The organism is Pseudomonas sp. PS01301 (assembly GCF_029960215.1).
Taxonomy (GTDB): Bacteria; Pseudomonadota; Gammaproteobacteria; order Pseudomonadales; family Pseudomonadaceae; genus Aquipseudomonas; species Aquipseudomonas coleopterorum.
The window spans coordinates 20,453-35,095 of the sequence record NZ_JASCPM010000034.1 but is presented as its reverse complement, the minus strand read 5'-3'; the positions used below and the strand labels follow the sequence as shown (position 1 = coordinate 35,095).

8 protein-coding genes are annotated in these 14,643 nt (G+C 46.9%); 3 read left to right on the top strand and 5 right to left on the bottom strand.

Translation table 11 applies throughout. From position 1 onward, the window contains the following. Positions 1 to 23 precede the first annotated feature (23 nt). Genes QMX89_RS16775 through galE form a run of 3 tightly spaced genes read left to right on the top strand, consistent with a single transcriptional unit; the run spans position 24 to position 6,836 of the window. Positions 24 to 4,640 carry a glycoside hydrolase family 99-like domain-containing protein gene (locus QMX89_RS16775; RefSeq protein WP_282349061.1) on the top strand — a complete coding sequence of 1,539 codons (4,617 nt, stop codon included), beginning with the start codon at positions 24 to 26 and terminating at the stop codon, positions 4,638 to 4,640. 53 nt (positions 4,641 to 4,693) lie between these two features. Beyond that, on the top strand, positions 4,694 to 5,773 hold the full coding sequence (locus tag QMX89_RS16770; RefSeq protein ID WP_282349060.1) for a polysaccharide pyruvyl transferase family protein: 1,080 nt from the start codon (positions 4,694 to 4,696) through the stop codon (positions 5,771 to 5,773). Between the two features lie 43 nt (positions 5,774 to 5,816). Then, the gene (gene galE, locus QMX89_RS16765) at positions 5,817 to 6,836 is read left to right on the top strand and encodes a UDP-glucose 4-epimerase GalE (protein ID WP_282349059.1); all 1,020 of its coding nucleotides are present in this window, start codon (positions 5,817 to 5,819) and stop codon (positions 6,834 to 6,836) included. A 1,105-nt stretch (positions 6,837 to 7,941) separates the two neighbouring features. On the opposite strand, the gene QMX89_RS16760 is transcribed toward galE, so the two are convergent. The 5 genes from QMX89_RS16760 to QMX89_RS16740 are packed head-to-tail and all read right to left on the bottom strand — an operon-like array spanning position 7,942 to position 14,621. Further along, the gene (locus tag QMX89_RS16760) at positions 7,942 to 10,203 is read right to left on the bottom strand and encodes a hypothetical protein (RefSeq protein ID WP_282349058.1); all 2,262 of its coding nucleotides are present in this window, start codon (positions 10,201 to 10,203) and stop codon (positions 7,942 to 7,944) included. Continuing rightward, positions 10,200 to 11,150 carry a lysylphosphatidylglycerol synthase transmembrane domain-containing protein gene (locus tag QMX89_RS16755; protein WP_282349057.1) on the bottom strand — a complete coding sequence of 317 codons (951 nt, stop codon included), beginning with the start codon at positions 11,148 to 11,150 and terminating at the stop codon, positions 10,200 to 10,202. The genes QMX89_RS16760 and QMX89_RS16755 overlap by 4 nt, the downstream gene beginning before the upstream one ends. Continuing rightward, positions 11,147 to 11,887, bottom strand: a complete 741-nt coding sequence (locus QMX89_RS16750; protein WP_282349056.1) for an SDR family oxidoreductase — start codon at positions 11,885 to 11,887, stop codon at positions 11,147 to 11,149. Before QMX89_RS16750 ends, QMX89_RS16755 begins: the two co-directional genes overlap by 4 nt. Next, positions 11,884 to 13,200 carry an FAD-binding oxidoreductase gene (locus QMX89_RS16745; protein WP_282349055.1) on the bottom strand — a complete coding sequence of 439 codons (1,317 nt, stop codon included), beginning with the start codon at positions 13,198 to 13,200 and terminating at the stop codon, positions 11,884 to 11,886. Before QMX89_RS16745 ends, QMX89_RS16750 begins: the two co-directional genes overlap by 4 nt. Continuing rightward, positions 13,197 to 14,621: a UbiA family prenyltransferase gene (locus QMX89_RS16740; RefSeq protein WP_282349053.1), complete on the bottom strand. Its 1,425-nt coding sequence runs from the start codon at positions 14,619 to 14,621 to the stop codon at positions 13,197 to 13,199. Before QMX89_RS16740 ends, QMX89_RS16745 begins: the two co-directional genes overlap by 4 nt. Positions 14,622 to 14,643 lie beyond the last annotated feature (22 nt).

Below are 14,643 nucleotides of genomic sequence, written 5' to 3'. Positions count from 1 at the left end.
CATTAGAATTTAGGTTATCGCATATGTCCATACTAAAGGTTGCCAATGAAAAATACCGTGCTGGCCTGCTCACTGAAGCACTTGAGTTATACAAAATAGCGCGTGCAAGCTCACCTTTTCTTGCTGAAGTGATAAATAGTAATATTGAGCTAATAAAACATAGGCTTGATGATTATTCCAGAGTTGCCATTTCAACGCTTGATAGTTTGAGTGACATGTCAACCCATGACCAGGACATCAAACACTTTAGCTACATTTCTCGTAATAAAACTGGACCAATTCTAGACTCAGCCCCCTCGGTAAAAGCGATTGCGATCTACTTACCTCAATACCATACTATTCCTGAAAATGACGAGTGGTGGGGTCAGGGCTTTACAGAATGGACAAATGTCCGCAGGGGCGTTCCACAGTACACGGGCCACTATCAGCCTCATATTCCACATGCTGACATTGGGTATTATGACCTTAGGGATGGTCAGATGCTTAAATACCAGGCCAGACTTGCGAAGGAATCCGGCATAGAAGGTTTCTGCTTTTATTACTACTGGTTTAATGGCAAGCGGATTCTCGAAACGCCAACCGACAAAATGCTGAGAAGCGAAGAACCAGATTTTCCCTTCTGTTTCTGCTGGGCTAATGAAAACTGGACGCGTACCTGGGATGGGGGGGATCACGAAATACTAATAGGACAAGAGCATTCAGAGTCGAGCGACTTGCAATTTATTATTGATCTTCTGGATTCATTTAGAGATTCGCGCTACATAAAGATCGATGGTAAACCCCTACTCATCGTCTACCGGCCTATGCTTCTTCCAAATGTAAAAGACACTGCGGATTTGTGGCGGAAGGTTTGTAGAGAACAGGGTATTGGCGAAATATGCCTGGCATTCATGCAGAGCTTTGACTCGCCGCATCCAGCAGATATTGGATACGATTTCGCTATTCAATTCCCCCCACTTGGGACGGCTGCAAAAGACATAGCTAACCATCAGGATCTACTGGAGCCGGGTCGATTCACAGGTTCGGTTCGAGATTATCGAAGTATGGTCGCCGACTACACATCTTCTGAACTTGGTAACAATGTCTGGCCTGGTGTCAGTCCATCATGGGATAACACGGCACGACGGCAAGAACGAGGGCATTCCTGGATCAACTCTACGCCCGAATTTTACTGCTATTGGTTGTCAGCTGCAGCATCAAAGGTTTCCCAGACACAGCCTCGGAATACTCGATTCGTTTTTATAAATGCGTGGAATGAGTGGGCGGAAGGGAATCATTTAGAACCGGATGAGAAATATGGTTATGCTTGGTTGAATGCAACCAAACGTGCGCTCATGTCTAATGTCGCAACCGTTTTGGATATAGAGCCTGAGATTATTGTGATTGGTCATGATGCTGCGCGCGCGGGCGCACAAATCGTACTCCTAACTATGCTCAGGGAATGGAAAAGAAACGGTATCAAAAACTTTAAGCTTCTCCTAATCCAAGACGGAGTACTGAGGCAAGATTTTGAGGCCATATGTGAGACTTTCGTTCTATCTGACTACCCAACTGAAAATTACAAAAAAACCATTCTTGATCACATATTTGGCGGAGGTAGCAAACTTGTCCTTAGCAATACCGTTGTCAATGGTCCAATCCTATCCCGTATCAGCCAATATGACATCAAAGTAATAACGTATGTTCATGAGCTCCAAAAATCCATTGAAAGATGGGCTCCCGGTAAAATCATGGATTCAACTGTCAAGCATACTGATCATTTCATCGCCGTTTCTGCGCCAGTACAAGAAAATCTTTTAAAAAATCATAAAATAAGAAATATCAATATAAGTTTGATTCATCCCTATATTGATATTGCTGTTGATAAATTAAGCACTGCAGAATCTTCCGCTATGAGGACTGAGCTAAGGATTGGCGCTGAAGACATAGTAATCATAGGCTGCGGAACTACTGATTGGCGAAAAGGCCCCGATCTATTCGTCAAGACTGCCATAGAGCTTCTCAAGAAAACGAAATCTTTAAAATTTGTATGGATTGGTGGGTCATCCAATTCAGAGCTTGATGTTCTAGGCAAAATGATTATGGACGCAAAAGCAGAAGATCATATAGCATTCATAGGAGAAAGAAGTAACGCACGACAGTACTTTCAGATAGGTCACCTATTTTTCTTATCTTCCCGTGAAGATCCATATCCACTTGTCGCACTCGAGGCGGCCGCAGCGGGCATCCCAATAGTATGTTATGCGCATACGGGGGGCATGCCCAGCTTTGTGGGCAAAGAATGCGGCATTGTCATTGAGACCCAAGATGTAAAACATACCGCCCGTAACATTGAAAAACTGATCAAAAACCGCAAGCAGCTTTGTGCGCTTGGTGCTAATGCTCGAGATAAAGTCGAAAGATTGCATAGCTCTATCCAAGGCAGCCAAGAGGTTTACAATCTAGCGAGTAGCCTACTCAATACATCCAAAACTGCACAGCCTCAAAAGATATCGGTGATAATCCCCAACTACAATTGCGGCCCTTTTCTTTCGGAAAGATTTCTATCTATTGTAAATCAATCGGTACCGCCTAGTGAAATAATTATCCTCGACGATGCCTCCACAGATTCGAGCCTGCAGGAAATCGAAGACTTAGTCAAAGGAACAAACATAACTGTTTCTGTAATAGTGAACAAGGAGAATTCTGGCTCCCCATTTCTCCAGTGGCAAAAAGGACTGCAGTTAGCGCAGTACGATTTGGTTTGGATAGCAGAAGCAGATGACTCTGCTAGCTTCGATTTTCTTGAGACGTTGTTGCCCCATTTTGAGGATCCTGATGTTGTACTAGCCTACGTCCAAACTACAGCAATTGATGAAATGGGCAGCACAATTCCTGAATATTTCGGCAAAGCAGTTTTCCAAAGTGATATGCACACCAAGATACCTGCACTCGCATATACAGATTCAATTAGCGAGAAGAAATGGCAGGAATCCTATATTGAGTCAGGCGCCATCGAAATTACATCTGCCCTTGGTATACAAAACACAATCCCCAACGCAAGCGCAACCATAGTAAGAAAAGAATGTGCTTTAAAGGCGGTGCGCTCAGCTCTTAGCTATCGAAATTGTGGTGACTGGGCTTATTATATCGAAATGGCGAAACAGGGTGATTTTGCATATCAAGCATTGGCACTCAACTACTTCAGACGTCACATGAACTCGACTACTCATGGCAACCCCGTGCAGGTCATCAAAGAGTCACTAGAACTAAGTTCAAACCTCATCAAAGAAAAAATGCTCCCTAAAAACGTGATCTTCAACAATCTATTCCGACGTTTTCTAGAGTATAACTGGGAGCTACGCGCCTTGGATTCGAGGCCCTCGATGCATGATCATCCAATGCTTGGGAAAGTCCTTGATAAGATCAAAAGACAGCTAAATAGCGTTATGAGAAAATCGCATACCATTCTCGTCGTTATACCGGATGCGGAAACGGGTGGAGGCCAGACTGCGGCGGTTCGCGTTGCTAATACCCTCGCTGCAACGAATAATGTTTTTTTGATCAGTGCACGCCCGCTTCTTGATGATGGCAATCTTGTGAAGCTGATATCTGAGGATGTCATATTCCTAGAAGGCACACTATCTTCCGTAGCGCATCTGCGCTTTTGCGCGGACCAACCAGGCAAGTATGAATCTGATTGTTCGGAAAACCGGATAAACACTATTTGCGCGCTATCTTCTTGGTTGGGTATCGAGAGCATATTTTCCAATGTATGGTGGGCTGACAAAGTCGCGTATGCTATACATTTATCAACCAACATACCGTGGTATATTCATATGCATGGATGCTATGAATTTCTTATGGATAACCCCGACTGCGATCCAGATTTTGTTAGCTTGGTAGGACGCATGATGGAGTCAACAAATGGCATTTTCTATCTAGATCCTAAAAACCTTAAAATATTTGAAAACGGTATGCTTCACCGACCTCCGTTGCACATGGCTAACAACGGTGTACATACCCCTGAAATTCGTCCATCTTCTTTAGATTTACACAACTACCGGCGTTCTGATGAGTTGGTCTTCTGCATGTGCGCGCGTGGCATACCGGAAAAAGGCTGGTTCGAGGCCGTACAGGCAATACTGAGGGTTAACGAGTTGCCCCCTGCTGAGCGTGGGGGTAAGTTGGCAAGGTTAGTTACGATCGGATCGAGTGAGTACCTTGATGAACTTCTTGCACCATACGAGCAACACCCAGCGCTAACAGTACTTGGACTCCAAGACGACCCATTGGCAATCATGCACGGCTGTGACGTTGGTATACTTCCAAGCTACTTTATTAGCGAAACTCAGCCTAATGTGGTGATTGAATACATGGCAAGCTCACTAGCTGTCATCGCCACACGCCATGGCGGAATACCTGGAATGATGAAACACGACGAGCTTAATGCAGGACTACTAGTCGACCTACATGGTGATCTAACGCTAGTAGACCGCTTGTCGCAAAAGATGGCGCTGTTGATGTCTGATGATCGGCTGCTTTCTGCTTACCAGAAGCAATCTCAGATTATCTTTCAAAAACGGTTTAGTATTCATACCGTAGCTGACAAGATCTTGTGCACTATAACACGTTCCAAAAAACGAATAGCTAGCGCTTAAGTTTTTAATTAAGCCTGTTTAAATACAGGCTTAATCTTGACATGGAGTTACACATGAAAAACACTGCTGTTGTGGGTCTTGTCCTGAACGAGCTGGACGTATTGGCTGGCACAAAACTAATTGAACAGTCGGGAGGCAATACTGGGAATATTCTTTTTACTCATGGTGTTTGCTCTCAGGTATACCGTCCTCAGATCATCGGCTTCCAGTTTTCTTCAAAATCCGAATTGATTAATACAGATTACTCAAGTGTAGTTATACCCGCTGCAAACTGGATAGACACTAGCAGTGACTGGGGCTTTTTAGCTGACGCGCTTGAGAAGATTGAGGTACCCATCTGCTGCGTAGGTCTTGGAGCTCAGATACCTATTTCAGAGATAGGTGGAATCAGGCCCGGAACATTAAGGTTTTTAGAGCTCTTGGCAAGAAAATGCTCTGTGATCGGCCTAAGAGGCGAGAAGACTGCCGAGATACTTCGCGCCTTGGGGATTGAGAATACGGTAGTTTGTGGCTGCCCCTCGATGTACACCGAGCTTCGCTCATTCCATGCCCCTGTGCTTCCGGAATATGGATCAGCCACCCGCTTGAGCATGTCTTTTACCCGATACACTAAAGACGACTCTGATGACGCAGCGCAGAGGCCCGTAGCAAGGCTCGCCGCTCAAGCGGCTTCGTCAATTATACTGCAGTCAGAAATTATAGAGGCCAATTGGCTCGCTAATAGCTCCACCGAAGATGCTACCTGGCTATCGCATTACTACGGGATCTCCCCTGACTTGATCCAATCAATCTACGACAGGCTTCATATATTTGGCTCTTACAAAGCCTGGATTGATTTCCACATAAATAATACAGACTTAACTATCACATCTCGTATTCACGGGGCCATCGCGTCTTATCTTGCCGGTAAACCAGCGTTTCTCCTGACGCACGACCAGCGGACATCTGAACTAGGAGAGTCCATGGGCATACCTAGCATCCCCATATCAGACGCTCAGAACCCCAACAAGCTTTTAAATGCCGAATATTTAAATCGAATCTATGATCGGGATAAATTCAATGTAAAGCATGGTGAAAACTTAACAACGCTGAAGAAATTGTATTCGCAGTGTAATGTCCTCACCATAAACTGAAATTCTCATTAATCCTAGACGACTCTTACAGGTTGGGCTTACCTTGAATATTCTTGTCACTGGCGGCGCCGGATATATTGGCTCGCACACCGTCATAGAACTGTTAAAAAACGGACATATAGTCACTATCCTCGACAATTTCTCCAATAGTAGCCCCGCCATTTTAGATCGTATAATGTTTCTCACAGGCGTCACCCCCTACCTTGTTCGGGCTGACGTCAATGATAAAGAAACTTTAGATTCGATTTTCAGCACTGATGCGTTCGATGCGGTTATGCACTTTGCTGGGGTCAAGGCGGTAGGTGAATCTACTATTAACCCACTGCTATACTATTCTACTAATGTGTGCGGGAGCATCGCACTACTTCAGGTCATGGAGAAATATAAAGTTAATACCTTTATTTTTTCTTCATCGGCAACAGTATACGGATCGCCCTCGCAATTTCCCATTGCCGAAACATGCGCTACCAATCCTACTAATCCCTATGGACGAAGCAAGCTCAGCGTCGAAGATCTGCTCGGCGATATCTATGCCGCCGACAATACATGGAAGATCGCGATCCTGCGTTATTTTAATCCGGTAGGTGCACATGAGTCCGGCTTGATAGGCGAGTGCCCGGTAGGAATCCCGAACAATCTTATGCCATACTTGAGTCAAGTAGCTGCTGGTATTCGTCCTGAAGTGATAGTGTATGGGAGTGACTATCCTACTCCCGATGGTACGGGAGTACGGGACTACATACACGTATCTGATCTAGCCATTGGACACCTAGCTGCTCTAGAGCATATATCATCCAGCTCCCACGGTGTTTACCTTCCTATGAATCTCGGCACTGGACGTGGGTATTCAGTTCTTGAGATCATTCAAGCTTTCGAAATTGCAAGTGGTAGGAAAATCCCCTATCGCTACTCCAATCGACGTCCAGGCGACATAGCCCAGTCATATGCTGATGTAAGTAGGTCCAATGAACTATTACGCTGGGTAGCCAGAAAAGATCTTATGGATATGTGTTCAGATGTCTGGCGATGGCAAATAAGAAATCCAAGAGGCTACGCACAATAGCCAATAGCCAATAGCCAATAGCGAACTGAGAACTGAGAGCTGCAAATTCAGTTTGCTTAGCTTTCATCTATCTACATCAGCACATTAAAAGCATCGTAGTCGCTGATGTATTCTCAATTAGCAACTTATAGATATGCATAAGCCGTTTAGCTGACTACGATTGAAATGGCTTTCGGAATTGCACAGTAGTGCTCTATTAAGCCCGGACACCTTTGTAAGCGAAAATGATCGTCACACAGAGGTGTTCGATGGGCAGACAACGACATACCTTCCCCCATGAATTCGAGCGCGAAGCTGCGAACTTGGTGTTTGATCAAGGCTACCACGCTGAACCAGCCCAGTTGCTTGGATTGGAAAAGTCGGCCTTGCCATTGGGTTATCCAGCTCCAGCTGAAACGAGGTGGTGCCACACCCACCAGCGAAGCGCTGACACCTGAGCAGCAAAAGATCCAGGAACCGCAAGCTCGAATCAACTGCATTGAGAGGGGAAAATCGATTCTAAAAAAGTCGATCCTGCTTTTGATGCCCGAGTTGCACCAACGCTCGCATTAGGCGATCAGCTTCGCGTCGAGGAGCCGGTTAATTTATTGTATTCGTTATTTGAAGTCACCCAATCTCGCTACTATGTGTAGTGTCGAAAACGCCGACTCCCTGATGCTGGACGGGTGATTTTACGTAGACGTGTGAACGAGCTGGTTACGCAGAGCTGAAGCGCTGCGGCCAGCCGAACCACGCTGATGAAAGAGGACAGCTTGCAAATCGTGAGATCTAAGGTGCGTACGTTGATGAGCCAGATGAACTTGCTCAGCACACAGCCGGGCTCCCATGCTCACAATAAGAGCTGACAGCGACCGCATCAGTTCAACTACGGATTAGCGCCTGCCGTTGCCGAAAAAAGCTCTACGCAGTGTCAGGGATTAGTTGATCCACTACGGAGCGATTTGAATGTAGGATTCCAGAAGTGCTTTTTTTGATCTAACACCTATCAGAGAAAGCTGATGGAGCAAGATATAAATACGTCAATCAGCTATATCTGAGAAAGCTTACGCCTCCCCTACCCAATCATGCTATCGAGAGTAGAAGAGACGAAAACACATCCATCACATTACGGCTGAAGAGTAATTGATACAAGCGCTACTGCGATAGTTCGGGCATCACCTGCTCCTGGTGCTACAGCACCTGGATGTCTAATTAGGATTGAATTATTTTCAGGTAAGATTTTACCTGGACTAAGCGCAATTTCACGCGTGTCTGTGATTTTTCCTTTAAAAAGCATATCGCCGTTGAGCAGTATCTCCAGAGGCTGGTCGCCGAATGGCATGAGCTTCAGACTAACTACTCGAATCCCTGCGTTTTCCGAGAGCTGAAAGTCAATAGTCGAAGTTTCACCCAGGCTCCATACATGATCCGTCTCGAAACCAGACCACCCGCGAAGGGATAGAAGCGGATCATCAAAACGGAATATGCCGGGGGCGCCCTTTGTCTTCTGATGGGTAGTGAGCAGGTTTCCGGCCTCGCCTGTAGTGCAGGCCGTAAGCTCATCAACACCCGCCAGGATTGGACAGGCACTGATTAACTCAAGCCCCGATATCGCCTCGCGAGGCATATCGAACTCGACCGTCAACGATTCGCCAATTCTGAGATTTTTCGGAATGGGTAAAAGCTTATCTTCTTCGAATTGGCTATCTTTGGCCTTTACATGCACACGGATGTATACGGCACCCGCTTCCGTGTGAGTACCTGTCGGTGCTACCCAAACACCTTCGCCCTTTTTGGTCGCTTTGAGAGTCACACGCGAGCCATTGACAGCGGCAGAAAAGTCAGCAGACATAAAGTCTTCAATAAATGTGTTTTCTTTCGGAACAGTAAGACGTCGGAACAAATGCGGAACAGGCGACTTAGTATCATTGACATACCAACGCTGAAACTCCGCAGAGTAAAACAGCTTAGTAGCGCCTATGAATGCTTCAGTGGGAACAACATAGTGCGAATCATCAAGCGCCCTAGTATGGAACTGTATCACCGCTGGCTTGTTAGCCAAAACGTAACTGTTATCATATTTTTGAAGAAACCCACCAGGAAGCCCAGACAAATAGGAGTCATTCAGCCCTATCATATCGATGGTATACAGCTCCGCATAGTACGGAATGGCACCAGCGTCAATGACGGCAATTTTCGCATCATGTGGCAAGTCCAATGACTTTATATACTGGCCCATGAGGATATCCCCCCTGTCGGAGGCAGCCTGCAACATAGCTCTCTCGTGAAGCTTCGAAGAGAAACCTATCAAGTTAGCCATTATCAACAGGGTTATAATGCTAGCGACTTTGGAGTTAAGTGCAGAGAGGCAGATACCAATTGTCAATACGATGAAAGGGATGATGGGAGTGACAAAGCGCCAGCCCAACATCCAATCACCACCAACCAAAAAATTGAAAAGGGTATACCCAGCAACCAAAATCGTACTAAGCCATAGCAGAAAGTATTTAGAGTCATTCTTTTTTCGCAAGCTGAAAAGCCCGAACAACAGAAGCGAAGCATAGGCTAAGACGAAAAATGAATAGCTTTGAAAAAAGCCAATAAGGTATTGTTGTCCGTGATACATTTGTACAGATAAGCTACCAGTTTTGGCGCCCACTGTAGCGGGGAACAACTTTCCGTAAATAGACCATCGAATTGCGAACATCGACGCGGTCATAACTGCATAAATACCAACAGTAGTTATGACACCCTGAAGTGAACTTTTCTTTTTGTGCAATACGAGGATCGCTTCAAAGGCAAAGACAGCGCCTATCAGCGCGAAGCCTTCCGGGCGACAAATAGACAGCAAACCGAAGAGCACACCGGACGCAACGTAATAGAAATGGTGTCTAACGCCCATTCTAGCCTGATAGTACGTGAGCACCGCAGCGCATATTATGGCGCTGAATAAAACAGTCTCCATTGCGCCCGAGGCCCACATAGCCAAAGATGGCACACTGAAAAAAATTGCAAGAGCGCATAAGGCGCTGGCTCGATTTGCGCCGGCAGCTCGGTGTGCAGATAATAAAAATGTCCCTATTCCGGCGTAGGCAAGCCAGCCAAGGAGTTTCGACCCCCAAAGCGCATCAACGCCAGCGGCAGCTAGCAATGTGACCAATAGCGTCCAGAGTACCGAGGAATACCCCTCAACTAACTGACCATTAAATGTTAAACCATTTCCTTGAAGGTAGCTTTTAACGTATACCAAATATATAAACGTGTCATCCGGTTGGAAATCCCTGTACCAATAGGTATGCACTCCGCCCACAAGAAAGATTAAGACAATTAAAGCTGCAAAGCCCCCTTTGCTCATCCAACCTGGCGTATTTGTATTCATGAGGCTCATTTCAATATCTTTCCCCGTTTGACGAGCATAATTGCTCCAATGGCAACTGCGAACCATAAAGTGGCGAGTCGAATAAGTACTGTTGCTGCTACGGCGTCAGGTACAGGCATTCCTTTCCATGTAAGAAGCCCTACCATCACGGCCTCAGCACCTCCAAGTCCTCCTGGCATAAAGCTGACTGCACCAGCAAGCATGGCTAAGGCATAGATAAATATGGCTATTTGGAGCGGAATATCCGCACCCATAAACTCCAATATCCAATAGAAAGCCAGCGCTTCTGCCCCCCAGGCAAAGATACTTATTATTAGCGCGGAAGCTAGCACTAAGGGACGATGACAATCATAAGCGGCCACGGACATTCGATATAACGAGGTCAGAAGACTCTTGATTCGCCCCCTGGACTTATCAGCCGCGACACCTATCCAATTAATAACCGTTCGACTGGTGAGTACTGCGAGCCCAATTGTAACAATACCTGCTACGACAAATACAATTGACCGCGCTTGCGGATACATGGATATACCAAGCAGCGCAAGCGCGACAACTCCACAAAGATCCGAAAGCCTTTCGCTGATGAACACAGCAAAGCTTTTGTCGTAGCCGACTCCCAAGGGCTTGAGAAAAACGCCCCGGAGTGCTTCGCCCGCTTTACCAGGCGTAGTAGTAAGAGCGAACCCGGCGATATAGATTTCAAAACTATCCTTAGCGCCAACTTTCTCCCCCAGTACCTTCAAATACAGCTGCCACCGAGAAAAGCGCAATGCGTAGTTCAAGCACGACATGGACAGAGCAAGTAGCAGGCCACCTAGGCCCACATTACTCACCGCCTTTAGAATTTCCGCTCCTCCCGCCCAAAGCGAAAATCCAAGATACCCCAAAGCCGATCCAACGACTGACAGTATGAGGGCCTTGAGACGCCACCCTGTTAGATAAACACTATTGCTCACAAGTTAAGTCTTTTGAAAATAGCTTCAGGTATGAGTTTAATAATTAACATAATTAGCTGCCAGAAACCCGGCACATAGAGAACACCTGATTTTTTCCCTACCGCCCGGGTAATGATAGCGGCAACCTTTTCTGGAGAGCTTACAAGCGCTTGCGGTAAGGGCAATCCTGCCGTCATGGGCGTGTTTACGAAACCAGGCTTAACGTCAAGAACCTTCACGCCTTTCTTATGTAGTCTGGCGCCTAACCCTTGACAGAACACAGAGATAGAGGCTTTAGCTGCCCCATAAACGTAGTTTGATGGCCTGCCCCGATCACCTGCAACAGATGAGATTGCTACAAGTGTTCCGCACCGTTGCTCTTCGAACTGTATAGCAAGTATTGATAGCAATGAGATTACCGAGGTCCCATTGGCGACAATTTCCCGTAGCGCAAGGTCGACATTTTTTTCGCATTCTTTCTGATCAGGCAGAGTCCCATGAGCAATCAATGCGATGTCAATTTGGTGGAGCACACCAATGGATTTTTCAATCATTGCGTGATGCGCACTGAAATCAACGGCGTCCATAACTTCCACTGCCACTGAGTGCGCGCCCCTAGCGAGCAGATCAGACGAAACCTGCTCAAGCTTCGTCAAATCACGTGCTACAAGATAGAAGCTAGCTCCTTCATTTGCCCATTCACGTGCGCAGGCAATCGCTATGGCAGACGTAGCTCCAACGATCAAGATTTTTTTCATTGCGACACTCTTTTCCAGAACAACGAATTCAGTTGTGGGTCTCGACGTATCTCAAGCTGCTGCCAATTGGGGTAGAAAATTTTGAAGTCATCACCCTTCATATGGGCATCCTTGGCCGGATAAAGCCTACCGCGAGCGGTGCGAACTATACCATCGAGCACTTTGAAGAGCTTTGTCTCAAGCTCTCCTGTCTGAGGAAAATCCAACGCCAATGATATACCAGGCATTGGAAACGAAATTAGGCCTGGCGACTCCGCCCTTCCGCAGCGCTTCAAGACCGCTAAAAATGAGCCTTGCCGAAAATCGGAGATAGCCTTCAGGATTTCAGTCATCGCTGAATAGGCTTCCGCTTCAGGTATGACACATTGGTACTGTTGAAATCCTCGGGGACCGTACATTCGATTCCACCCTGAAATCCTATCTAACGGATAGAAAAAGGGTTCGTACTCGCATCGGCCCATGACAGGTTTGGCAGAGTGTTTCCGCCAATAAACTCCGTTGAAGGCAGCCAACGAATATTTATTGATCAAGGATACAGGCGGGGTCACGCCCATTGCGATCGGTCGCCGCGATTGTGTGGTCAGCTCACCATAGGGGGCATGATCTCCAAAGAAATATACCCCTCGGCCGGCCTGAGCTCCTTTAGCAAGGCAATCAATCCATGCCACGCTGTATTCATGTTGATCATCCAACCTTTCCGATAGCTCGAAAAACTCCAGCAGGCTTTCAAAGCGAATTGTCTGGGTATTGATTTGGGCTGACGCAATTGGGATCAGCTGAATACGCGCCCATAGTATTAGTCCGGTTAAACCCAGCCCGCCAATTGTGGCCTTAAACATATTTGGATTTGTATCAGGTGCGCACGCACTGTATCCATCGTCACTCCGTAAAAGACCAAATTCTTTTACATGACCTCCGAAGGTCCCTTGTTTATGGTGGTTTTTACCGTGCACGTCATTAGCGATCGCGCCACCCAAGGTCGCATGCTGTGTGCCTGGCGTGACTGCTAAGAACCAACCTGCAGGTACGACAATATGTAGAATCTCCTCCAATGTAATGCCTGACTCTGCACAAAATGTACCTCGCGCTCGATCAAATTCGATCACGCGGTTCATCCTTCGCGTTTCTACAACGCACCCGCTGACGGCTAGACAGCTGTCGCCGTAGCTTCTCCCGTTTCCGAACGGGAGGGTCGAGCCGAATTCCGCTGCGGCCTGTGAAAAGACCTCTCCGGCCTCTCCACGCCAGCCAAGCTCAGATCCGACTTGGGGTTGATTTGGATGCCGGCCCCAGGAAAGAATATTTTTCGTCATGCGGCAAGCCAGAAAATCAAGCAGAACACCAATCCTGTCATAAGACTTGTCCTGTCGCGAATCGCGAAGATCACAGGGTCATCGTGCATTTCTCCCCTGTGTGTAAGTATCCATACCCGAGTAATCCAAAAAAGAAGTGCTGGGCAAGCTAACCATATGACTTGTGGATGCGCGTACATTGCCATGGTAACGGTATCATGAAGATACAGCGCCAAGACCATTACAGCTAGATACCCCGATGCGGCACCGAGTGAGGCGATCATTTCTAAATCACCAGGAAAGTAACCACGACCTCTTGTTTTGCCCTTCAGACCCTTGACTCTCGCCTCGCGCAACTCGGCGTACCGCTTTACTAGAGCGAGACTTAGAAAAATAAACATTGAGAAAGCGAGCACCCAGAAAGTCAACACCAACTGGAAGGCATACGCCCCTGCAATAATTCGCATTGTGTAAAGCAGCGCCAAGGCGATAACATCTACGCCCATCATTCGCTTCAGCGAGAGCGAGTAGGCGAGCGTTAGCAGGTAATAAGTTCCAAGCGCTATACTGAACTCTTCTGGGAGGATAGTTAACGCACCTGCAAACGCAATAACAAGCAGTAACGGAAAGACCAGTACGCCCGAGGCTATGCTGAGCCTGCCACTCGCAAAAGGGCGATTGCGCTTGGTCTTGTGATGCCTGTCATCGGCTAAATCAAGCAGATCATTCAGTATGTAAACGCTTGACGCGCAAATACCGAAAAGGACAAATGCGACGATCCCATCCATAAACAGTGAAAGATTAGTGACCTGATGAGCCGCCAGTAGCGGTACAAAGATCAACGTGTTCTTCATCCACTGGTGTAGCCTAAAGGCTTTAATCCATGCACGGGTCGTCGTTTTTGGCGTCTGCATGACTTCTAGGACATTTCCACTGCGCATGGCTTTGCGCTCGACCCCACTGTCAGGGTTGACTACATAGGCATATCGAGCACTTTCCCAGACGCAAATGTCATCGTGCGAATTCCCCATGTAGTCATAACCACCTTGCCCATATCTCTCGACCAGCAAATCCCGCTTGTGCGTTGCTGTGAGGTTGATATTTCCATCGCTGGAATGAACATGATCGAAAATCCCAAAGTGGCTCGCAACGCGTTCTGCAAGTGTCGAGTGGCTTGCAGTAGCAAGAATCAGCACGCGACCCGCTTCTCGCTGTTTTCTCAAAAACTCAACGACGGTTTCATTATAGGGCAAAGTGCTCACATCAACCGATGTGCTTATGGCAAGCTGCTCTTTGAGATGCGCCTTACCTTTGCGCAGCCAATTGACTGGGCGCAAGCAGCTTATCGGATTATTGCGAACGAATGACATCCCGGTTTCCAGCAGGAGATCGGAATGCAATAGTGTGCCATCCAAATCTACAACGAGCGGTACGGTATTCAAAACTTATACCCTAAGCTAAAAT

Excerpts from the sequence above, each read along its gene's own strand:
- QMX89_RS16775 (WP_282349061.1), top strand. The coding sequence starts at position 24 with ATGTCCATACTAAAGGTTGCCAATGAAAAATACCGTGCTGGCCTGCTC.
- QMX89_RS16770 (WP_282349060.1), top strand. The coding sequence starts at position 4,694 with ATGAAAAACACTGCTGTTGTGGGTCTTGTCCTGAACGAGCTGGACGTA.
- QMX89_RS16760 (WP_282349058.1), bottom strand. The coding sequence starts at position 10,203 with ATGAGCCTCATGAATACAAATACGCCAGGTTGGATGAGCAAAGGGGGC.
- QMX89_RS16750 (WP_282349056.1), bottom strand. The coding sequence starts at position 11,887 with ATGAAAAAAATCTTGATCGTTGGAGCTACGTCTGCCATAGCGATTGCC.
- QMX89_RS16745 (WP_282349055.1), bottom strand. The coding sequence starts at position 13,200 with ATGACGAAAAATATTCTTTCCTGGGGCCGGCATCCAAATCAACCCCAA.